The sequence below is a fragment of the Lwoffella lincolnii genome (genome assembly GCF_037201985.1).
Lineage (GTDB): Bacteria > Pseudomonadota > Gammaproteobacteria > Pseudomonadales > Moraxellaceae > Psychrobacter > Psychrobacter lincolnii.
In genome coordinates, this window is the sequence record NZ_CP147511.1 from 50,402 (window position 1) to 71,603 (window position 21,202).

At 38.5% G+C, this 21,202-nt stretch carries 23 protein-coding genes; 17 read left to right on the forward strand and 6 right to left on the reverse strand.

Annotated features, from left to right (window positions below):
* Window positions 1-12: 12 nt before the first annotated feature.
* The 16 genes from WDM69_RS00235 (at window position 13) to WDM69_RS00310 (ending at window position 11,408) form a co-directional block, all read left to right on the forward strand.
* On the forward strand, window positions 13-228 hold the full coding sequence (locus tag WDM69_RS00235; RefSeq protein ID WP_078307772.1) for a double zinc ribbon domain-containing protein: 216 nt from the start codon (window positions 13-15) through the stop codon (window positions 226-228).
* Between the two features lie 76 nt (window positions 229-304).
* Window positions 305-622: a hypothetical protein gene (locus tag WDM69_RS00240; RefSeq protein WP_338755443.1), complete on the forward strand. Its 318-nt coding sequence runs from the start codon at window positions 305-307 to the stop codon at window positions 620-622.
* Between the two features lie 17 nt (window positions 623-639).
* Window positions 640-1,851, forward strand: coding sequence for a replication initiation factor domain-containing protein (locus WDM69_RS00245; protein ID WP_338755444.1), 1,212 nt, complete (start codon window positions 640-642; stop codon window positions 1,849-1,851).
* 11 nt (window positions 1,852-1,862) lie between these two features.
* A complete protein-coding gene (locus tag WDM69_RS00250; protein WP_338755445.1) occupies window positions 1,863-2,156 on the forward strand; it encodes a hypothetical protein in 294 nt (97 codons plus the stop codon).
* Between the two features lie 232 nt (window positions 2,157-2,388).
* Complete coding sequence (locus tag WDM69_RS00255; RefSeq protein ID WP_078307764.1) at window positions 2,389-2,655, forward strand: major capsid protein; 267 nt, start codon at window positions 2,389-2,391, stop codon at window positions 2,653-2,655.
* 65 nt (window positions 2,656-2,720) lie between these two features.
* The gene (locus WDM69_RS00260; protein ID WP_078307763.1) at window positions 2,721-3,230 is read left to right on the forward strand and encodes a hypothetical protein; all 510 of its coding nucleotides are present in this window, start codon (window positions 2,721-2,723) and stop codon (window positions 3,228-3,230) included.
* A gap of 111 nt (window positions 3,231-3,341) precedes the next feature.
* Window positions 3,342-5,006 carry a virulence factor TspB C-terminal domain-related protein gene (locus WDM69_RS00265; protein WP_338755446.1) on the forward strand — a complete coding sequence of 555 codons (1,665 nt, stop codon included), beginning with the start codon at window positions 3,342-3,344 and terminating at the stop codon, window positions 5,004-5,006.
* Window positions 5,003-5,290, forward strand: coding sequence for a DUF2523 family protein (locus WDM69_RS00270; protein ID WP_078307760.1), 288 nt, complete (start codon window positions 5,003-5,005; stop codon window positions 5,288-5,290). The genes WDM69_RS00265 and WDM69_RS00270 overlap by 4 nt, the downstream gene beginning before the upstream one ends.
* Before the next feature lie 43 nt (window positions 5,291-5,333).
* A complete protein-coding gene (locus tag WDM69_RS00275) occupies window positions 5,334-6,347 on the forward strand; it encodes a zonular occludens toxin domain-containing protein (RefSeq protein WP_078307758.1) in 1,014 nt (337 codons plus the stop codon).
* 45 nt (window positions 6,348-6,392) lie between these two features.
* On the forward strand, window positions 6,393-6,737 hold the full coding sequence (locus WDM69_RS00280; protein ID WP_078307756.1) for a type II toxin-antitoxin system RelE/ParE family toxin: 345 nt from the start codon (window positions 6,393-6,395) through the stop codon (window positions 6,735-6,737).
* Window positions 6,730-7,011: a NadS family protein gene (gene nadS / locus WDM69_RS00285; RefSeq protein WP_078307755.1), complete on the forward strand. Its 282-nt coding sequence runs from the start codon at window positions 6,730-6,732 to the stop codon at window positions 7,009-7,011. Before WDM69_RS00280 ends, nadS begins: the two co-directional genes overlap by 8 nt.
* A gap of 44 nt (window positions 7,012-7,055) precedes the next feature.
* On the forward strand, window positions 7,056-7,265 hold the full coding sequence (locus tag WDM69_RS00290; RefSeq protein WP_240494914.1) for a hypothetical protein: 210 nt from the start codon (window positions 7,056-7,058) through the stop codon (window positions 7,263-7,265).
* Between the two features lie 164 nt (window positions 7,266-7,429).
* The gene (locus WDM69_RS00295; protein WP_240494919.1) at window positions 7,430-7,891 is read left to right on the forward strand and encodes a tyrosine-type recombinase/integrase; all 462 of its coding nucleotides are present in this window, start codon (window positions 7,430-7,432) and stop codon (window positions 7,889-7,891) included.
* Between the two features lie 358 nt (window positions 7,892-8,249).
* Window positions 8,250-9,617: a bifunctional UDP-N-acetylglucosamine diphosphorylase/glucosamine-1-phosphate N-acetyltransferase GlmU gene (glmU, locus tag WDM69_RS00300; RefSeq protein WP_078307753.1), complete on the forward strand. Its 1,368-nt coding sequence runs from the start codon at window positions 8,250-8,252 to the stop codon at window positions 9,615-9,617.
* Between the two features lie 75 nt (window positions 9,618-9,692).
* Complete coding sequence (thiL, locus tag WDM69_RS00305; RefSeq protein WP_169832908.1) at window positions 9,693-10,667, forward strand: thiamine-phosphate kinase; 975 nt, start codon at window positions 9,693-9,695, stop codon at window positions 10,665-10,667.
* Window positions 10,668-10,832: 165 nt separating this feature from the next.
* Window positions 10,833-11,408 carry a phosphatidylglycerophosphatase A family protein gene (locus tag WDM69_RS00310; RefSeq protein ID WP_078307752.1) on the forward strand — a complete coding sequence of 192 codons (576 nt, stop codon included), beginning with the start codon at window positions 10,833-10,835 and terminating at the stop codon, window positions 11,406-11,408.
* A gap of 570 nt (window positions 11,409-11,978) precedes the next feature.
* On the opposite strand, the gene WDM69_RS00315 is transcribed toward WDM69_RS00310, so the two are convergent.
* Window positions 11,979-13,103 carry an ImmA/IrrE family metallo-endopeptidase gene (locus WDM69_RS00315; RefSeq protein WP_338755447.1) on the reverse strand — a complete coding sequence of 375 codons (1,125 nt, stop codon included), beginning with the start codon at window positions 13,101-13,103 and terminating at the stop codon, window positions 11,979-11,981.
* 12 nt (window positions 13,104-13,115) lie between these two features.
* Window positions 13,116-13,433, reverse strand: a complete 318-nt coding sequence (locus WDM69_RS00320) for a hypothetical protein (protein WP_078307747.1) — start codon at window positions 13,431-13,433, stop codon at window positions 13,116-13,118.
* A 607-nt stretch (window positions 13,434-14,040) separates the two neighbouring features.
* Between WDM69_RS00320 and WDM69_RS00325 the strand changes: the two genes are divergently transcribed.
* A complete protein-coding gene (locus tag WDM69_RS00325) occupies window positions 14,041-14,238 on the forward strand; it encodes a hypothetical protein (RefSeq protein WP_078307746.1) in 198 nt (65 codons plus the stop codon).
* Window positions 14,239-14,562: 324 nt separating this feature from the next.
* On the opposite strand, the gene WDM69_RS00330 is transcribed toward WDM69_RS00325, so the two are convergent.
* The 4 genes from WDM69_RS00330 to glmS all read right to left on the reverse strand — a co-directional run bounded on the left by WDM69_RS00330 (window position 14,563) and on the right by glmS (window position 21,121).
* Window positions 14,563-15,819, reverse strand: coding sequence for an LlaJI family restriction endonuclease (locus WDM69_RS00330; RefSeq protein WP_078307744.1), 1,257 nt, complete (start codon window positions 15,817-15,819; stop codon window positions 14,563-14,565).
* Window positions 15,809-17,464, reverse strand: a complete 1,656-nt coding sequence (locus WDM69_RS00335; RefSeq protein ID WP_078307743.1) for an McrB family protein — start codon at window positions 17,462-17,464, stop codon at window positions 15,809-15,811. Before WDM69_RS00335 ends, WDM69_RS00330 begins: the two co-directional genes overlap by 11 nt.
* Before the next feature lie 28 nt (window positions 17,465-17,492).
* On the reverse strand, window positions 17,493-18,869 hold the full coding sequence (locus WDM69_RS00340; RefSeq protein ID WP_078307741.1) for a DNA cytosine methyltransferase: 1,377 nt from the start codon (window positions 18,867-18,869) through the stop codon (window positions 17,493-17,495).
* 416 nt (window positions 18,870-19,285) lie between these two features.
* Entirely contained in the window at window positions 19,286-21,121 is a 1,836-nt protein-coding gene (glmS, locus tag WDM69_RS00345) for a glutamine--fructose-6-phosphate transaminase (isomerizing) (RefSeq protein WP_338755448.1), read from the reverse strand.
* Window positions 21,122-21,202: the final 81 nt, after the last annotated feature.

The following is a 21,202-nucleotide window of genomic DNA, read 5'->3' on the forward strand; positions in this document are numbered from 1 at the left end:
AAGGATAATTAAATGTTTTGTTACGCATGTTCTAATGAATTTGATCCATCTTATGACGAATGCCCCTATTGCGGTGCAAATGCAGATGGCTTTTTTGAATACGCTTCAGAACATGATTCATCAGAAGACTATGCCACTACTTATGAATGTGAAAACTGTGGTCAATCTGTCCAAATTGGTGAATCTGAATGCCCCAGTTGTGGTCATTATGAAGACATACCTTTTTAACTGCTGTTGCGTCAGGGGCACGCCAAGATAGAAAAAAACCATTAACACCAAATAAAGCCACTTAGGATAAACAATCATGGCAATGTTTGTATACCACACTCAAAGAGACTTTGACCAAGCAAGCTTAGACAATGTATCACGCATTATTACTGACTACGCATCAATAATCAATGCTGATGGCAACATAGCAGACATCAGTCAAGAATGCTTAGAACACATCGAATACATTGCTAACCGCATTGGACACAAGACCGTCACCATTACAACCTACCTAGACCTAATCACAGAAAACAACAAAGAACTAGAAGACTTTCATGACAACGGCAAACTGTCTAAATCTCGTCCCCTTGGTTTTTCTCATGGGAATGACCCCCGATTTGTAACACGGGGGTAACACGGGGGTAACGAACAATGGCAGTCCGTAAAACGCAGGTTAAAAAAATAACGAGCCGTGAAGATTACTGCTCAAAAATCATGCAAATAGCCAAAAAGCAAACATTGACCATAACAAACGGCAAAAAACAAATAGAAGTTCCTGTCCGTGTACCTGTAGCAGGTCAGCTAGTAACCATTGATGCCCTAAATTACGTCACATCAATATCATCATATGACCATGGCAACAGCGTTAATGATGAGAACTATTTTGAAAGCTTTATCAGAAATCCAGAACACACAGATGACGAAAAAAACAAAGTTGCTGATGAATTAGCCGATGAAATATCAATTACCCTAGGTCAGCTATTTGGCAAGCCCTTTACCGAAATAAGACGCAATGTCAAAGGCTTACACGGCTACAAATACCAATACACCATAGGACATGACGATTACACACTAGGCAAGATTGCTTTTGGTGGCAACAAAAGCACCGTACTAATCATGATTACTGGTAAAGGCTGTTATGAAGCAAAAGAAACATGGGAATACTTTCTTTATGATTGGCTTAATAATCAAGAAAAAGCAAAGATAACCCGCATTGACTTAGCCCTTGATGATTTTGATGGTGAATTTTCATCAGCTGAGCAAGCAAATGAAGCTGACAGCCAAAACAAATTTAGCCTCAATAACCGCAAGCCTAAGGTCCAGCATCTTGGCGACTGGAAACGTCACGAAGGTGAAGGCAGAACCCTGCAAGTCGGCAAACGTGAAAACGGCAAAATGTACCGTGGCTATGAAAAAGGCAAACAGCTTGGTGACCCTGAACACCCATGGTTTAGAAGTGAAATAGAGTTTAAAAACAAAGACCGCATCTTGCCCCTTGACATGCTGATAAGTCCAACGGATTACTTCGCTGGTGCGTATCCCTATGCCTTGGAGCTTATCGAATACAAGCACAAAGAAATATTTCAAACTTGCAAAAAAATTGAAACGCAAAAAGTTGAAAGTGAAATCAGCTTTCACAAAGCCGTATCAATCATGAAAAAGCAGTTTGGCAAATATATAAAAACCTTTCGTGAGCTTTTGCCTCAAGACGAAAAAGACACAATCATTCTTGATTTAATCCAAACTGACAAAGCTCATGACTATGTACCAAAGCGTTTAAGAGTGACTGACAGTTATTTTAAAAAATTAGCAGGATTGGCAGAACCTGTTAATCATTGCGACTTCTGCCCCATACCAATTTAAGGAATTTTGCCATGTTACAAGAAGTCATCATCACAGGTGCCAAAGCGTCAAAAGGTGAATATGAAGGGCGTTTTTATGACACTACCAAACTTTATATTCAAGTCCCATTTGACCCCACAAATCCTGAACAAGCTGGATTTGCCACGGTTGAAAACAACTGGGGTGATAGTACCAACTTTCAAAAAATTAAAAACCTTAATTTTCCAATTAAAGCTGAAATCGAAAAAATTGAAGTAACCAGTGGTCGAAGCACAAAAAACATTGTCATTGACGTAAAACCAATTCAAACCACACAAACCAAATAACAAAGGATTTTGCAATCATGGCTTATGTATGTGCTGAACTGGAAACAGTTAGGAACATTTACGGCGGTTATGACTGCAAAACGTGGGCGGTACAACAATCTACGCTCACAGACTTAGCCATAACAGGCGAGCAAGCATTAGGTTTAACTTCAATGTCTGTTACTCTGTTTATGCTGGTTTTTTCATATAAGATTGTTAAAAAAATGTTGTTCTCAATATAGGAACTAATGTCATGAACACTAACAAAGAAAACGGCTCTCTTGTTGCCGTAAAACAAGAAAAAACTGGCTTTTTCACTCGTGCTATTGCTCCTGCAACTGCCATTGGTGTCTTAGCATTGTCATCAGCTCAAGCACAAGCTGCACTTGATTTATCAGAGCTGACAACACAGATGGAAGGTGTAAAAACAGCTGTCACTGCTGTAATCGCTGTTGCTCTTACTATCGGTGTTGCTATTGTCGGCTGGCGTTGGGTTAAGCGTGCTTTATTCTCTGTCTAACCACGTAACTACAAAAAAGCACAAGGTTATGGGCTGTTTTAGCCCATAATCAAAAGGATGGTACTATGTTAAATGCTATCTTCTCTGAATTGTTAAACACATTCACAGGCATTTTAAATGTCATTTTATACGTTTTATCAATATTTGTAGCCATTGCCATAGCATTGGTAGCTTATAAAAAATACCGCCAAGCAATATTTTTAGAAAACCCAAACTCAAACACAGAGTTTCAAGCATTTTATCAAAATAGACAAGACAACTACAAAACTGAACATGAAGCCGCCAAAGACTTTTTAAATTTTAAAAAACTGGCTGCCGAATACGAATTACTACACGCAAGTGACATAAAAAAGCAACAGCTCAGAGAACAAAAACAGCAACGCAAAGATGCTTATTACTACCTTAAATCACTTGACTTAAACAACGTTAAGCTTGATGAGCATCAATATGATTATGTTGGCTATGACCCACACCATGTTGCCCAAATGTATTATCAAGATGATGATTATGGTGATTACTACTATGATAATGACCTTGAATATGATGACTTTGGCAACCCAATTCAAACGAGATAATCAATGTTAATGTCAACAGAACCTAATATATTAAACTGGTTTTTTGTCATAATTGTCACTCTCTCTTTTTACTTATTGATGAAATGACATTTACTGCCTAAGATTTGCCAAATGACAAAACAAGCCCTAGCCATCTTACTAAGCATCATAATAGCGACATACCCACTGCTTGCCTATGCCAGTGTCGCATCATGGACAGCAACTAAGGTTAATGCAGTAGGCTCAACAACATTTGTAGAAGCAATCAAAGGCAATAAAAAATCAATAGCAAAAATAACCCCAAGTGTATCAGCAGTAAGCAAATTCTTACGCACATTAAACGGTTTATCCCTACTACACAGCACAGTAAGCACATTATTAGATGGTGTAGACTGGGTCATGACAGATGGCTCAGCAATCAAATACAAAGATTCAGCACAAGGATTTGAATACATATTTTATGGCAAATCTTTCACATCAGCAGAAGAAGCTTGTAACTATGCCAAATCTTCTGCATTTCTTGGTAGCCAAAGCAGATTTTATTCTCGTTTATCTAATGGATATGGCTCAGATAGAGGCAAATACTATCTGGCAATTAATCACTATGATAATGGCTGGTCTTTTAATTGTGTTGTCAGTATTGATTATATAGGAAATAAAGATAATATAATTCCAAGTGGTTATAAGGTTACCTATTCAGGCAGTAAATACGCTAAAGGCGAAATCATTGAAAAAACCCTACCACTTGACGCAGTTACCGAACAAGCAATAGCTCAAGCAAAACAAGGCAACAAAGAAGTCCAAGCAGGCTTAGAACAAGTTGTCAGAGAAGCAATCAAAGCAGGCTCATATAACGAAACACTAGAAACCAATGCCACCATCATCAATGACCAAACAAACACAAATGAAACAAGCCAAACAAATCAAAACAGCAAAGACGAAACAAACAAAAAAGCACCACCAATTGACATATCAAGCATCACAAACGCCATATCATCACTAGCCAATCGCATATCATCAGATTTTGACAGATTGGCAGGCAAACAAGACCAAATCATATCAGAACAACAAACAACAACAAGGGTCATCAATACACAAACCGATGAAATACTAGAAAGACAAAAGAAAACCAAAATAGCAATAGATGAAATGCTTGTACAAGGCAAACTTGTCAATACAAACATAGACCGTGTCATAGATGAATTAAGAACAAACAAAGACGTAACCAAAGTAGGCTTAGACAACATACATGACGCACTTGAAAAAGGCTTAAACGGTGAACTCATCAACCGCAAAATAGATGAAGCCATTGAACAAGCAAAGATTAACAACCAAAATGCAACAGACGCATTTAAAGACGCAATCAACAAACAGCTAGAAGCTCAAGCAAGAGAAAATGAAAAGGTCGTATCATCAGTTAAAGACATCGAGTCAGCCATAGCCGAACTACAAAGACAGCAAGAACAAGCAAGGGCCCAAGCCAAAGCTGATGCCAAAGCCAACACAGACAGAATTGTTGAAGCCATTGAAGCTATTACAAAGGAAGAAGAATTAACCAAACAAGAAAATACAGAAATAAAAATAGATGAACCTAAAATACCTATCAATTCTGTTAATGTTTCTTTTGCAAAAACTTGCCCACCAGACACACAAATTCCATTTTCTATTGTTGGTAGACAAATGAACATAACCATTTCTTACGCTAACCTTTGCCAGCTTGCCATTAGCTTATCTTGGCTTGTTAAAGTCTTATCTACGCTTATGGCTGCTTATATTTTAACGGGCATTAAATCATGAAAGGTCTTGCATCGATACTAGCTAAAGTTTTAGAAAGTCGTGAAAGTGGGCTATTAAAAAATATCTTAACTGGTGCTGGCTTAACATTTGGTTCAACTATGGTTGTTACTGGTGCGATCAATACTTATATAGCTAAAATCACAAATGACCTTAACTCACTGCCAGCGAACATGCTAAGCCTAATGGGTTTATCAAGTATTGATTATGCTTTCTCTGTAGTTCTTTCTGCCGTGGTTGCTCGTTCAGCGATGAATGCCAGTGGCGTATTTCTTAAGAAAAAATAAGCGTGCCTAGGACGACGGCACGCCCCAAAAAAAAGGTTAAATTATGATTACACTGATAACGGGTACGCCAGGGGCTGGTAAAACCTTATATGCTGTCTCAAAAATTATTGAATACACTAAACAAAATGAAAAGCTATTACAAGAAGGCAAAGAGCCAAGAACAATTTATTCAGACATCGATGGCTTAAATATTAAAGGTGTTGAACCTGCCCCTGATGATTGGCGTGATACGCCTGATGGCTCAATCATCTTTTACGATGAAATACAACAAAGAAACGAATTTAAAAAATCTCGCTTTGAAAATGAAGTTTGTGACGCTCTACAAGTTCACCGACACACAGGACATGACATTTACGGCATAACCCAATTTCCAGTTTTGCTACACCCCAGTTTTAGAGCAGTCGTTGGTGTACATCTGCATTTGCACCGTGGCTGGGGCTTAACTGCTGCTACTGTCTATCAGTGGGCTTACTGTGTCGATGCCCCAAATGCACCAAGCAACAAAAAACTGGCAGAACATACTTTCAGATTTAACTACCCTAAAGACCTTTATAAGTATTATAAATCTGCCACCCAACATACGCATAAAGCACGCATACCAAAACGCATATTTGCTGGCATTGCTGGCATATTGTTAATGGGCTATTTCGCTTATAACCTGCTCTTTAAACAAAACAACTTTCTAACAACACTTTATGGCAAAGAACAAACAGTAAAAGTACAAGAAAATCCATATCAGCAAACCACATTATCAGTTAACACAGAGCAACAGCAAGCAGAAAAAATACAAAATCAGCAATATGAAACCCAATTGCAAACAGACATAGACAAACTCAACCAAGAAATACAAAAAATCCAGCTTGAACAGCAATTAGCCCAACTCAAACAGCAGTCACAGCCTGCCAATGTCATTAGCTTTGGTGGTAAATGCAAAACATACAGTCAAAGCGGTCAACACATACCCATGCCATTAGATGAGTGCATGCAATACGCTAATGGCGAAAAACCATTATTTAAACAGTCGGTTGATGCCCAATTTATGGCAAACAATTATTGATTTATACGCTAAAAGCGTATAATATTATCTTTCTTAGGGGGATTTATGCGACTACTACACTTTATTGAAACCACTGTTTTTACCAAACAAATCACTAATTTATTGATTGACGACAGTTATAGTGACTTTCAAAGTTTTTTATCTGAAAATCCTGAAGTTGGTGATCTAATACCAGGAACTGGTGGTGTCCGTAAAGTGAGGTGGGTATTACCCAATACTGGAAAAGGAAAAAGGGGCGGTATTCGTGTTTTGTATTACTACTTAGATGAGTTTGGCATATTTTATATGCTCTCGGTGTATGCCAAAAGCAATACCATTAATATTAGTGACAAAGACAAAAACCGCTTAAAACAAGTCATTTTAGCAATTAAGAAGGCACATAATGGATAAAGAAGATTTTGATTTATTGTTTGCATCTGCTCAAGAAGCATTAAGCATCGCCAAAGGTGATAAAAAACCATCTAGGGTATTTGTTGTTGAAGTACCTGATGTCAAAGAAATAAGAGACAAAACAGGTCTTTCCCAAATTGATTTTGCTAAGCGTCTGTGTATTAGCCCTAGAACCCTACAGAATTGGGAACAAGGCAGAACAAATCCTACAGGTCCAGCTCAAACATTACTTAGATTACTTGATAAACAGCCACAATTACTTGAATTGGCTTAATACTCTAATGGGTAATGTTGCCCTGCAATTTAGAGTATTTAAACATGATTTATCAAGAAATTTTACAGTTTTATCAACACAATGGATTATATCAATCCAATCATGAATATGGTGAGAAGTTTTATCACTTACAGTTTTTTGAGCGGTTAGAAAGCATCAGCATACAAGATATTCATGATTATGCCACCTTGCGTAATATGCCACCTTGCGTAATGTGCAAGGTGTCAAGAATGCGACCATTAACCGTGAGTTGACAATTATCCGCTCTGCGATTAATTATTATAATTTGCATCATGAAACAAATTATAAAAATCCATTCAATGGTTTTAAACTCTTTGAAGAAGTTTACTTACCAAGGTATCTATCTAGTGATGAATGCAAAAGGCTATTAGATACTTGCAAGAGATACCCTAACCCTATGTTCTATGTTTATATTGCCTTGTTGTTATACACTGGCTCTAGGTCTAATGAGATATTAACACTAACATGGAAGTGCGTTGACCTTGAAAACCGTTGTATCATCATTAAAAATTCTTTATCAAAGAACAAGAAAACGGTTTATAAGCCTTTGAATGACAAAGCATTACAGGTAATTGATGATATTGATTACATACATTATCAATGGGTCTTTTATAATCCTAAGACAGATTATCATTACAAGACATTTAGGGGAGCATGGGTGTGGGCATTAAAGGAATGTGGCTTACAATGTCGCATTCATGACCTGCGTCATACTTTTGCAAGCTTACTTGTAAAAAAAGGTGTTCCGTTATATCATGTGTCCCAGTTGTTGGGACATTCTGATACTCGCATCACTCAAAAGTATGCTCACTTGTCTACAGACACCTTGAAAGACGTGGTTGATTTGATTAATATTTAACAAATTGTTAGTAAGCTTAACACATTTGTGAATAAATCTAGCCCTTTCACGGCGGTAACAGGGGTTCGAATCCCCTACGGGATGCCACTTATTCAGCCAGTCTAGCCATAGACTGGCTTTTTCTTTGCTTTCTGTTTCTGGTTTGTAAGCTAAAACTGTATCTATTGGGTTTTGTGCCTACAAAAATTGCAAGTTTGGCTAAAAGTGTGTCACTGGGTTTTAGTCTTCTTCCTTTGTAATTCTTGAATGTGCTTGTTTTTTTTGTTGGGTTAATCGTCAGCACTTTTTGACTTCCCGCTTTGTTTATATGTTAAGATAACCAAAAGACATTTGTATCATAGGGGAGACATACAAAGGTATGCAGTTAAGCACCATCATCATGGCGGCAGGTAAAGGCACTCGCATGAAATCTACCAAACCAAAGGTATTACAGCCCTTGGCAGGTAAGCCTTTATTACAGCACGTTTTGGACACCGTCAAAAAAATTAATAGCCAAAATAATATCGTGATTTTTGGCTTCGCAGGTGAGCAAGTCAAACATGCGTTTTCACATGAAACAATAACATGGGTAGAGCAAACCAAACAGCTTGGTACAGGTCATGCGGTACAGATGGCATTGCCCATATTGCCAAAAACAGGCAAAACCTTGATTTTATCAGGTGATGTGCCACTGATTGGGGTGGATACGCTGAATAAATTGACCAACAGTCATGGCCCCTTTGCCATGCTGACCATGACGGTGGCGAATCCATTTGGACTTGGGCGTGTTGTCCGTGAAAATGGCAACCCAGATGGTAAAGTATTGGCAATTGTAGAGCAAAAAGATGCCACCGCAAGCGAACAGCTGATTACTGAGATTAACAGTGGTGTGTATTGTGTTGCTAACGACATTTTGCACCAGTATCTAAATCACCTTGATAATAACAACACCCAAGGTGAGTATTATTTAACTGATATTGTGAAAATGGCGGTTGCTGATGGCATTAAAATTGCCACTGTGTCTCCCACATTTGACTTTGAAGTCGCAGGGGTCAATGATCGTATACAGCTTGCCAATCTTGAACGCACATGGCAACAGCACCAAGCCAAACAACTGATGAAGCAAGGCGTGCATGTTCTTGACCCCAATCGTTTTGATTTGCGTGGGACGTTGGTATGTGGCACAGATGTGCAGATTGATGTGAATGTGATTTTTGAAGGTGATTGTCAGCTTGGTGATAATGTCGTCATTGGGGCAGGTTGTGTCATTAAAAATAGCGACATTGCAGATAATACGGTCATTGCCCCATACAGTCTGCTTGATAATGCCATCGTGGGGAAGAATAACCAAATTGGACCTTTTAGCCGTTTACGCCCCAAGGTGATGACCGCCAATCATGTGCATATCGGTAACTTTGTCGAGCTTAAAAACACACAAATGGCAGATGGGGCAAAAGCCAATCATTTGGCCTATTTGGGTGATGCCACCATTGGGCAAAAAACCAATATCGGCGCTGGAACAATTACGGCAAATTATGATGGGGTGAATAAATTTAAAACCAGCATTGGCGATGATGTGCGTATTGGTTCAAATGCGGTGTTGGTTGCTCCTGTTGCCATTGGTGATAAAGTTACCGTGGGGGCTGGCAGTACCATTACCAAAGATTGTGAAAGTGAAAAATTGGTGATTGCTCGTAGCCGTCAAATGGCAGTCGATGGGTGGGCAAGACCTGAGAAAAAGTCTTAATCATATGACCTCTACCAAAAACACAGATTGCTCTTTTTTATCTGCCAAGCTTTGTCCATCAACCCATCACCCACCATGTCCGAATTTTCCCTAATCCACACCCATTTTAAGCATCTAACCGCTCCCCACCAACATACCGTGTTGGGCATTGGTGATGATTGTGCCATCAGCAACATTCCCCCAAACAGCCAGCTGGTCAGCTGTGTGGATACGCTGGTGGCAGGGCGGCATTTTGTCCATGAGACCAGCCCCCACGCCATTGCTTATAAATCGGTGGCGGTCAATCTGTCTGACCTTGCCAGCATGGGAGCGACGCCCTATGCCATTTTGGTGGGCTTATCCTTACCAAAGTCCATGGCAAATGACGACTTTTGTCAGGCGTTTGCAGAGGGTTTGGCGGTGGCTTGCACACCGTTTGGGGTAGAGCTGATTGGGGGAGACACCACAAGCTCACCCATTTTAACGATTTCAGTAACGGCACTTGGATTTGTGCCACATGGGCAGGCAATCACACGCCAAGGGGCATGCGTGGGCGATGTGGTGTGTGTCAGTGATACGGTGGGGCTGGCAAGCCTTGCTTTGCATGGGATTTTGGACGATTTAAATGGAGACGGACACGCCAACCGACCACCAGAGAGCTTGCCTGAAAAATTACGCCAAGCCATGCAATACCCCGCCCCACAAGTGGCACTTGGCAAACGGCTCATCGGCTTTGCAAATAGCATGATAGACATCTCGGACGGTTTGGGGCAGGATTTGGGGCATATTCTGACTGCTTCAAATGTCGGTGCGGTGATTGAGCTTGATGCCATACCCAGCCATGCCTTACTTGATGCCTTGCCCCATGCCCAAAAATGGCAACATCAAATCAATGGGGGCGATGATTATCAGTTGTGCTTGACCATGACAAAACAAAATTTTAAAAAATTCAATCAATCATACCCAAACAGCATTTTTGCCATTGGTGAAATCGTGGCACAGAAAGGGTTAACACTGATGAATGATCATCAAAAAGTGGATTTAACAGTACAAGGGTGGGCGCATTTTTAAAATCGCACCACTTAAACTGACCCCATTAAAAAGCTTGCCCCATTAAAAACTTACCCCATTAAAAATGACCATCGTTAACATCGCATGACCGATAAACCAGCGATAACATGGGAAACATAACATGAGATGACGGTAAAAATAGGATAACGGTAAAATAGGATAACAATGACCAATCACAAACCTGACATTCGTCAAGCAAACCCTTGTCCGCCTTGCCCTGCCACCGCCACGGCTTGGGAGAAGGTGATTTATTGGCTTGGGCTTGGGCTTGGCACAGGTTTGCCTAAAAAAGCCCCCGGCACTTGGGGAACAGTGGGTGGGGTTATGATTGCTTTACCCATGCTTTTGTTGGGATTTTGGGGATTTTTGGCGGTTGTGGTGGTTGGCTGTTTGGTTGGCAGTTATGTGTGTGGCAAAACCTCAAAGCTGATGGGCGTACATGATGACCCACACATTGTCTTTGATGAATGGGTGGGCATGTGGATTTCGCTTTTGCCAAGTGTGTGGTTGCTTGCTCAAACACAAGATGCAGCTAAAACTGGCTTAGAGTATTACCACCCAAGCACTGCGTTATTATTCATTGTCCCTTTTGTTTTATTTCGCTTTTTTGATATCATCAAGCCCCCTCCGATTAAATGGGTGGATAAAAATGTCTCTGGTGGATTTGGGATATTGATTGATGATGTGTTGGCAGGGGTGATGGTCAGTATGCTACTGATAATGGCATCTCTGTTTTTTTGACTGTTTTTGGCTGCTGCATACAGACAAACATTTTTTTCAATCGTGAACAGGTTTTAAGGTAAATAAAGCATAAATTTAGTGCCAGCTTTTCATAGTGTGTTGCTATACTGTGAAAGTGCTTTAATCAAGTGAACATATTTTCAACTAAATGGAGTAATTTATAAAGGGAACTGTCAAACTACGGATTAGGTTATTTCGTGTTTTTTCTTCTAGGAATAACCGCTTTCATGTCATGCTTTACCTCTGATTCTCTGCGAATCGTACTCTTTGTCAGTTATAAAATATTCTGCTTATTCAAACACTTCTATCAGGTCGTTTATAATTTTAACACTCATAGTAGGAATATTATTGGTTCTGCATCAGAAGCCCTATTAGAGGCGGAAATTAATAAGTTAAAACCTTTTATTAGCCATAAAGATGAAATGATAATAATACTTAAGCATGAAAATGCTATATTGAAGCTACTTGTGAAAATCCAAAGATGAAATAGATAGTCAAAGAAAATTTAGGCTGATAGCCGAATTTCAAGGCTATCAGCTTAATTGGAAGTTTGAAGTTTTGATGTAACTTTTATAGGATTTTTAACTTAATTTTTGGAGAAATATTTTCCGATAAAAAACCACTGGGCAAAGATAATAAAGTCTCAATACGTTTAGGCGGTAAAAACACTTTATCAATAATACTTTTCCTACTAAACCCACCATCTTCTAATAACATCTCAAATACCTTGGCAAATAAAGTAGGTTGCTCATCAATTAATTCATCATCCAGTGGCTCATGCTTTCGCCACTTTCTATAACTTATTGTTTTATAAAATTTTATATACTCATCTTCAGTGATTAGTTCAAGGTCAAGAGTTTTTCTCAAAATTGCTTGAATGGAGATTAACCACTTCATCTTTAATTGGATAAACTTTTCTAAAGATGGATAATATAATTCATCAATAGCAATATCTGATGGATAGAGCAACTCATTAGCGAACCTATGAGATTGGTTCTCTATTTTTTTATAAATTTCCTTTTTGTTATAATCTTCTATAGGAATAGCTTTGTGCATAATTAAATGTCCAATCTCATGAGCCAAATCAAAACGACTTCTAACAGCAGGTGTATCTTTTATAATAAACACGAAAGGTACATCATTATACCAAGCTGATACCCCATCCATTTGCTCGCTTGCATCTGTGCCTAATTCATCTTTAATAACAACGATACCGTTACTTTCTGCTACACCAATCAGATTATCAATTGGATCATTTCCTAAACCCCAAAGTTTACGACATTCTTTGGCTAGTTCATCGATTTTATTGTTATCGAGTGCATGCCATTCACTTAAAGTTAAAGATTTAGGTAACTTCGTTTCGGGGAAACCTACCCACTCGGAGAGTATTTGATAAATTTCAGCAGAAAAAACAAGTTTAGATTTAGCGATATTACGAGCTAATTTAGTTGTTGAGGCATTAGAACGATAAAATTCTACGGTCTGTAGAATTGCTTTAGGTTTGCTTTGAAACCATTCAATATTAACCTTTAATATTTCACTCATTTTTAGTAAAACATCAGGTCTTGGTGTGAAATTTGGGTCGTTAATCCATCTTGTTACAGTTGAACGATTAACATCCATTAAGTTTGCAAAAGCTACATTGGTTAAGCCTTGGGACTTCAAGGCTAACAATAAACGATTACCATTAAACATATATTACCCCATTCATGCTAAATCAGCTTGAGGAGGCTTTTTACTCCCCTCCACTATACTTTCCTCAAGAACTTTCTTGAGTTTAAGAACAAGGGTATCGTTCGCCTTTTTCTTATGTATAGTTATCGATTTAGACTGTTTATAAGCAAAAATATCAGCAAAAGGAATAGATTCCATAATTGCTTTACCCTTACTTGTCGGTATATCAATACTGCACTCAATATCGGAAATATCAGATTCAGTATTTTTGCTAAATACCCTATAAGTAAAAAATATTTTACTCAATATCTCAGAGATATTGGATTCTGCTATTAAATCTTCCTTGAACAAGTCATTACTTTCTGTGAGTTCAAGTATTGTATTGCCTTGAGCAAGAAGCTGCTTGTACTTTGAAGATAACGACGTACCACAACCATTTCGATAAACGGCAATATTAAAACCTTTTGTTGATATGGTTTCAACTATATTTTGCCACTACCTACTTCGCTAATTAATAACTGGTTTTTATCAGCCGTTGCCACTAAAGCAGTAACAGCACTTCTTTGAATTTCATCTGCAATAAAAATCTTTTTTTGATTAGGGATATTAGCAAATTTCCCTTCAGCATACAGTTCATCCTACACAAGCAAACTTCGTAAATGCGTATCGAAGTTCCTGAAGAACTTTTTGCCCAGTACCTGTAATAAATTTTCAACTAATTCATTTCTTAATTCTTCCGTCATCGAGTAACACCGATTCATTTATTGGTTTTTTTTATTATAGCGTTTAAAAATTAGAAAAACAATATAATTTGTTGCGCTAAATATTTGACTTTAGAATTTAAATATGAAAAAATACACCCATTAGTTAATGTATTGTTACATGGACTAATAGGTATAACAAATAGGTTGTTATGCTTTATTTATGACTTGATCTAAACTTTATAAGGAGTCAAAAAATGGCTTATCGTAGCGCAATCACAGGTCGTTATGTCAGCAAAGCTACTTACGCTAGACATCCAAAGACAACCGTAAAAGAGAGTAGTGGTGCAAGTAAAGGTAACAAAACTGTCAACCGTTCTGCAATAACGGGACAGTTTGTTACTGGTACTTATGCTGCTAGTCATCCTAAAACGACTTTGACCGAGAAAGTTTAGGAAATAGTTTAGCAGTGAGAAGTGCGGTATATTTTAATATGCTGCACTTTTTTAGTAAATGATAAATTTGTAAAGTTTTATAAAATTAGAAAAACTGATTGATTGGAGAAATAAATGGCAAATCATGCTCGTTGTCCCGAATGTGGCAACAAACTTAAATCTTATTATTATTGTGGACGTTGTGGTAATCAAGATATAACGAATTGGCCAATAACATTCGTTGGTATAGGAATTATCCTAGTGGTAGCAACATTGTGGTTGATTTTTGCTAAGAATCAATTTTGTTCATCTTCGATATTACAGATGGTGGTTACCAACTTTGGTCTAAGTTGTAATTGATTGATTATTAGATTTACCTTGGGTAGTTAGTTCAATGATATTATTAACAGTAACAGACAACTGCCTAACTTCTTCTATATTAGCCCAAACCCTATTTCTCATCAGATACTTCGTATCAACTAAAATCGTATAAATCTTCTTATATGCATATGCATCATCCACCCAATCAGCTACTGTCCATCCGCTACAATGATAAACGAGTAACCTATTTACTTTTGCATTGAATGGTAAGAGAAACACATTTCTCACTTTATCAAAATCAAAGTGACTATCAATATATTGAGCGTAAGTAATCTGCTTGGCTATCGATGACATATTAGGCAAATGGTCTATTTTATGGGTAATACCATAGCGATAATACTTAGCATCAATCACATACAGGCTATTATCGTCATGATTTATCATAATTGTATCGGGTAATAGCGGATTGGTATCTTTGATACTGCCATCAATCAAATGCCGAGTCGCTTTTGGAAAATATTGAGCTTTATTGTCCCCTTTTTCAGTGCCAAAAGTTTTTTCAATCAGATTTTCCCATACCTTTTCAAACCGTCTTGTACCAAAGGCAAAATGCTTTGGATTACTATTATTCTCATCCAAGTTTTGAAGCACATTAATCATGCTTTGGAATAGCTGTTTATCCATATCCTTATTAGCTTTATGCAACTTGTCTCGCAATATAGCTATAAATTGTGTTTTACAAAGCGTAGAGGATGGTTTAGAAGGGGTAGATAAACCGTAGTACCATCCAAGCTTAGCAAAGCTCTCATATACGCAATGCTTGCTTATTTCGGTCATAATGTGTTCGTCATTGCTATGGTGAAGACGAGTTTGGAGATTTAGATAGATTGCTCCATTTTCTTGAATGACGGGCTTTTCTTTTTTGACAGTTCTGACCCAATTGACTTTTCCATTGGCTCGGCTGGCATACATAGTTTCACGCTCGGTGTAGTAGCCATTGCTCAAATAATCTTGAATGACAAAGTGATAGGACTGAATGGGAAAGCCCTGTTGTTCATCTTCGGTTAAATCAGCCCTAACAACATTTTGCATTTCACGTTGATAGTCTGATAGCACGCTGATTAGACATAGCACGTCTTCATTGGATGTATAGTCATAGCCATAGGGAAAAGTAATATAGGGGCGGTGGTGTTTTAAAACGTTATCAAACTCAAAACGAACCCCGACAAAGTCTTCACGTTCTTGGGCAAGGCTACAGTAGGGCAATAAATCATACTTCATTGCTGTTATCGCTGACCTGCGTTTTTAGTGATTGCCCTTGTTGGAGCTTGGCTTTGATGTCTTCATTAAAAACCTCAAAACGGCTAAAACCTTGCTTGTTTTTAAACTCTCGCAACACTTTATCTAAACTATTAAGGTCAGCTCTGAATAAAGCGTATTTGTTAAATTTAAACACATCATCCCACAGATATTTGACAACCTTTTCGGTAAACGGAATGCCGTTGTCAAGGTCATCGGGCAGTTTGAGTTCATCGGTTCGTACAAAGAACGCCCCAAGCCGTTTATCTTCTGACGAGAGAGTGTCTTTGTTAATATCGAGAATGTGCTCATTGATAACGGTATTAAAGTGTTGCCAACTAACACCTGTATCTAAAATTAGCTCATTACGATAGTCACAATTGGCAATATTGTTCTCAATCATCCGCATTGTCCAACGTCGTTGAAAGGCAGTGTCTAGGGTAAACACGTTTTGGTCAGCGGTGTTCATTGTTGCCAAGATGGTGAGATTATTGGGAATGAAGATAGTTTTATTGGCGTCGTTAAAGATTTCTTCTGCCATTAAATCGTGAGAAATGCGATAACTGCTTGAGCCTTCGTCTTTGCGATCAAGTAGCTGAAAGACTTCGCCAAAGATGGCAGGGGCGTTACCACGGTTAATTTCTTCAATGACAAGATAGTAGTGGTGGCTAGGGTCATTGATAGCTTTTTTCAGAATTTTAGTGAAAGAACCTGCTTTGAATTTATAGTCAATTTTGCCATTATCATCGTTAACTTTAGGTAGAATTTGTCCCACAAAGTCGGTGTTGAGATAGTCAGGGTGGAAGACAATGCGTTCAATATATGTTTCGTCTTCACCTGTGATTTTGTTGATGTTATAGCTTTTTCCAACACCTGCAATACCGTATAAAAGCAAATTTTGGGGCTTTCTTGGAATATTTGGAATAGGTTTTGTGATGTTGCTAAATGAGCTAAGAGGCGGCAAGTGATGAGATTGTTCAGCATTGACATCGAATTCACCAATGATATTAAAATCAAAGATATTCACAATCTGCTTGATTTCTAGTCCAGAGTATAACGTTTGTGAAAATGGGGAGGCGCTCAAATCTCCTGCATCTTTGACAATAAATGAGCCATCATATTTAATTGTCAAATTGCTATCTAGGTTTGCCCCTTTAGTCGCAGTTAGATAATTGTCAAGCGATATTGGCTGATGGGCATCGAAAACCGTGATATTTTCATCAATAAACAAGGTGTTAAAATCTTGCTCTCTAATTAAGCTATATAACCGTTGCTTTTGTGCTTCAATGAATGTTGCATTTTTGTACCAAAAAATGGTAGTCAATAATATATTGATATTGATGGGTCTGCCGTTTAAAAAATTCGTTAATGACCGAGTTGCCCAACTGGGCGTAAATAAAGCAAACCAACTTTTTTCAGATTTTCTAGTTTTCACTTCTTTCAAAGAAAACGCTGAATTTGCAAGATTGGCAAACAATCCCATATCTGCATGGTAATAATAATCTTGAACTTTTTCGGAACTTAATAACAATAAAATAATGCCCACAAAAGTATCAGGCTTCCTAACACGTTGCTGAATCAGCTTTCTTGCTTCAATAAGCTGATTGATTGAAATATATAGATCCATTACGAACGCCTTTTTATAGACAATAATTTTACATTAATTGTTGGGTGGCAAATAATGAAGCTAAGATTGCTTGAATGACAGGCACAGTAACAGAATTACCCAATTGTTTATAGGCTTGAGCGTTCGACACATCAAATTTAAAATCATCATTAAAACCTTGCAGTCGCAAGGCTTCACGGACAGATAACTTTCTTTGAATATCCCACAACTTAGGCACACGATTGGCAATAATGGTTGGAGAATAGGTGTCAAGAGATGCGTAAAAGGCTTCTTGAATTTGCGTTTTGGCAAAGTCACCGACATGAAAACGTAACGCTCCGTCCGCTTTTAAGTAGGAAAAAACCCCATGTTTTCCTTTTTTGGTATGGGGAGCATACATAGAATTATCATGCTCAACTCGTTCATTGATATGGCAATTGGCAAAATGATAGTTAATTCTATCAATTTCAAACTTGCTTAAAATTAGCGATTTGTCATTGTTGTCGGATTCGATAATATCCCATAGCTTCGTTGTTCTATCACGGTTTTTAGGAAATTCAAATCTATCATTATCGCTATCTTTGCGAATTACCACACAATACCAACGCTCTCGAAATTGTGGTACGCCATAATCATAACTATTTAAAATCGTCCAATAAGTATTATAGCCCGCTTCATCCAATGCCTTTAGAGCGATGTCCATTGTCTTGCCTTTATCATGCGATTTAAAGCCCTTGACATTTTCAAGTAAGGCAAATTTTGGTTGCTTATTTTCTAAAATGCGTAACACATCAAAAAATAAGGTCCCTCGTGTCTTGTCCTCAAAGCCTTTTGTTTTACCCGAGTAGCTAAAAGGCTGACAAGGAAAGCCTGCCAATAGTAAATCATGTGAAGGTAAATTATTTGCATCAATTTGGGTAATATCACCAAAAGGCATCTCGTGATGATTAAGTTGGTAGGTTTGCTGTGCAAATTTATCAAATTCTGACGAAAATACACATAGACCACCGTTTCTCTCAGCACCTAGGCGAATACCCCCAATACCTGCAAATAAGTCAATGAATTTAAACTTATAATTGATAATTAAGTTAGATAATTTTTCCAACTCAGCATCAGAAATTAACGCTAAAACTTGCTTTTTAAGTGATTTAGATGAACAAATATTCGTATCACAATACAAATCGGTATCGTATTTAATCGCATACAGCCACTGATCAAGCGTTGCTTGAACATTACTACCCTTGGGTGTATGGAGTTGTGCAATTTCAGACAAGTGCGATGAAACAGGTTGTTTATTCACTTCATATCTCGTAAGATTTGGCTTCATTAACTTAAGGCAATGTGCTTCTTGCTTCTGATAAGAATAATCAAAGACTTGATATCCTAATTCTAGCGACGATGATAAAGCAATATACTGTTTATTCATGGATTAAAACCAACATTAGTTCTTGAAAAGCCGATTAAATTTAAAAAATTCATTATTATAGAGACTCAAGGATTAAGCATTATACCAACTTAAACGTTTCGCTTCCAAAATATCTTCTTGTAAGAAAAAACAAAAAGACAATATATATCGTTTTTGAATAATTTAAATGCTTTCTATCACTATAAAACTTTCATGAATATACTTATTCATTCATTAATGAATCCAAACTATTCAAAATTTGCTCTGACCAACTTTCTATCATAGTCTCTAAATCAGTAACACCACTATAAAAATCCTTTGTTATTCTTAAAAGCAGAATAACAAAGGACAAAACAGACATCAATAGTATGACAATTAATTGTTCAGTATGATAATTAATTGTCCGACCACATGACCCAAACGCAATCACTTTTGGGTTATTCCACAGTAACGCTTTTTGCTAAGTTTCTGGGTTTATCCACGTCCGTGCCTTTGACAAGTGCCACATGATATGCCAATAATTGTACAGGTATGGTATGCACAATTGGGGACAGCGTACCGATATGGCGTGGTGTGCGAATGACATGAACGCTGTTACTGCTGCTAAAATCACTGTCAAGGTCGGTAAATACAAACAGCTCACCACCACGAGCAGACACTTCTTGCATGTTGGCTTTGACTTTGTCTAATAGGTTGTCATTAGGTGCAATCACCACCACGGGCATATTGTCATCAACCAACGCCAAAGGACCATGTTTTAACTCACCAGCAGGGTAGCTTTCGGCATGAATGTAGGTGATTTCTTTGAGTTTTAACGCACCTTCTAATGCCACTGGATAGTGAATGCCACGCCCCAAAAACAGACTGCTTGGCTTATCAGCAAAAAAAGTTGCCCAGCTGGTAATTTGTGGTTCTAGGTTTAAGGCATATTGTATGTCATTGGGCAAACTGCGTAATTCATTGATATATTGGGTCATTTTGTCATCATTCACCACATCATATAAACGCCCCAAGGTAACTGCCAAGCCAAACAATGCCACCAACTGGGTGGTAAAGGCTTTGGTTGATGCCACCCCAATCTCTGCCCCTGCTCGGGTATAAAATACCAGTTCACTGGCTCTAGGTAGGGCGGATTCCATCACATTACAAATGGAGAGGCTGTGCTGATGCCCTTGGGCTTGGGCATATTTTAACGCTTCCATGGTATCTAACGTTTCGCCTGATTGAGAAATGGTGATGATAAGTTGCTTGGGATTGACAATCACGTTACGGTAGCGGTACTCACTGGCTATCTCGACATCGGTGGGCAGTTTGGCAATGCTTTCTAACCAATATTTGGCGGTTAATCCTGCATAATAGGACGTGCCACAGGCTAAGATTTTGATGCCATCAATGTCGTGAAAAACTTGCTTGGCATTTTTACCAAAATTTTCTGGAATAAACCCAGCGTCCAAAAAGACTTCAGCAGTGTCAGCCGTGGCCTTGGGCTGTTCGTAGATTTCTTTTTGCATAAAGTGGTTATACGCCCCCAGCTCTAGCGATGCCAGTGATACTTGAGACGTTGTGGCGGTGCGTTCTGTCAGATTGTCTGTTTTGTCAATCAATTTTTGCACACCATCAGCAGTCAGACAAGCGATGTCGCCATCTTCTAGATAGATGATTTCACGAGTGAATGCCACCACCGCTGATACGTCTGATGCCATAAACACTTCGTCTTTCCCCACACCGATGAGCAATGGACAACCCATGCGAGCAACCACCATCTCACCTGGCTTATCATTGGCAATCACAGCGATGGCGTATGCCCCATGAAAGTTGGCACAGGCTTGTTGTACAGCGGTGAATAAATCGTTGGTTTTTTTATAAATGTCATGCACGGCATGAGCGATGACTTCGGTGTCAGTTTGAGAATTAAAAGCATAGCCCAAGTTTTGCAAGCGTGTGCGTTCGGCTTCAAAATTTTCAATGATGCCATTATGCACAACCGAAATTAAATCACCTGAAATGTGTGGGTGGGCGTTTGGCTCAGTTACGCCACCGTGTGTTGCCCAGCGAGTGTGTCCAATGCCCGTATGTCCTGTGATGCCTTTGGCTTTAGCAACTTGCTCCATCAAGGCAACCCGCCCCACTCGGCGAACACGTTTAAGCCCATTGTCCGTCTGCACAGCAATGCCTGATGAATCATAGCCACGATATTCTAGACGTTTTAAGCCATCTGTTAAAAAATCAATGATGTTGGCATGCTTTCGAATGCCACCGACGATACCGCACATAAGCCGTTCCTAAGTATCTGATTAAATCAGGTAAATTATAGCATAGTAAACGGTAGACATAGATTTTTGCTGGTATTTTTT

Excerpts from the sequence above, each read along its gene's own strand:
- WDM69_RS00235 (WP_078307772.1), top strand. The coding sequence starts at position 13 with ATGTTTTGTTACGCATGTTCTAATGAATTTGATCCATCTTATGACGAA.
- WDM69_RS00240 (WP_338755443.1), top strand. The coding sequence starts at position 305 with ATGGCAATGTTTGTATACCACACTCAAAGAGACTTTGACCAAGCAAGC.
- WDM69_RS00245 (WP_338755444.1), top strand. The coding sequence starts at position 640 with ATGGCAGTCCGTAAAACGCAGGTTAAAAAAATAACGAGCCGTGAAGAT.
- WDM69_RS00250 (WP_338755445.1), top strand. The coding sequence starts at position 1,863 with ATGTTACAAGAAGTCATCATCACAGGTGCCAAAGCGTCAAAAGGTGAA.
- WDM69_RS00255 (WP_078307764.1), top strand. The coding sequence starts at position 2,389 with ATGAACACTAACAAAGAAAACGGCTCTCTTGTTGCCGTAAAACAAGAA.
- WDM69_RS00260 (WP_078307763.1), top strand. The coding sequence starts at position 2,721 with ATGTTAAATGCTATCTTCTCTGAATTGTTAAACACATTCACAGGCATT.
- WDM69_RS00265 (WP_338755446.1), top strand. The coding sequence starts at position 3,342 with ATGACAAAACAAGCCCTAGCCATCTTACTAAGCATCATAATAGCGACA.
- WDM69_RS00270 (WP_078307760.1), top strand. The coding sequence starts at position 5,003 with ATGAAAGGTCTTGCATCGATACTAGCTAAAGTTTTAGAAAGTCGTGAA.
- WDM69_RS00275 (WP_078307758.1), top strand. The coding sequence starts at position 5,334 with ATGATTACACTGATAACGGGTACGCCAGGGGCTGGTAAAACCTTATAT.
- WDM69_RS00280 (WP_078307756.1), top strand. The coding sequence starts at position 6,393 with ATGCGACTACTACACTTTATTGAAACCACTGTTTTTACCAAACAAATC.
- nadS (WP_078307755.1), top strand. The coding sequence starts at position 6,730 with ATGGATAAAGAAGATTTTGATTTATTGTTTGCATCTGCTCAAGAAGCA.
- WDM69_RS00290 (WP_240494914.1), top strand. The coding sequence starts at position 7,056 with ATGATTTATCAAGAAATTTTACAGTTTTATCAACACAATGGATTATAT.
- WDM69_RS00295 (WP_240494919.1), top strand. The coding sequence starts at position 7,430 with ATGTTCTATGTTTATATTGCCTTGTTGTTATACACTGGCTCTAGGTCT.
- glmU (WP_078307753.1), top strand. The coding sequence starts at position 8,250 with ATGCAGTTAAGCACCATCATCATGGCGGCAGGTAAAGGCACTCGCATG.
- thiL (WP_169832908.1), top strand. The coding sequence starts at position 9,693 with ATGTCCGAATTTTCCCTAATCCACACCCATTTTAAGCATCTAACCGCT.
- WDM69_RS00310 (WP_078307752.1), top strand. The coding sequence starts at position 10,833 with ATGACCAATCACAAACCTGACATTCGTCAAGCAAACCCTTGTCCGCCT.
- WDM69_RS00315 (WP_338755447.1), bottom strand. The coding sequence starts at position 13,103 with ATGTTTAATGGTAATCGTTTATTGTTAGCCTTGAAGTCCCAAGGCTTA.
- WDM69_RS00325 (WP_078307746.1), top strand. The coding sequence starts at position 14,041 with ATGGCTTATCGTAGCGCAATCACAGGTCGTTATGTCAGCAAAGCTACT.
- WDM69_RS00330 (WP_078307744.1), bottom strand. The coding sequence starts at position 15,819 with ATGAAGTATGATTTATTGCCCTACTGTAGCCTTGCCCAAGAACGTGAA.
- WDM69_RS00335 (WP_078307743.1), bottom strand. The coding sequence starts at position 17,464 with ATGGATCTATATATTTCAATCAATCAGCTTATTGAAGCAAGAAAGCTG.
- WDM69_RS00340 (WP_078307741.1), bottom strand. The coding sequence starts at position 18,869 with ATGAATAAACAGTATATTGCTTTATCATCGTCGCTAGAATTAGGATAT.
- glmS (WP_338755448.1), bottom strand. The coding sequence starts at position 21,121 with ATGTGCGGTATCGTCGGTGGCATTCGAAAGCATGCCAACATCATTGAT.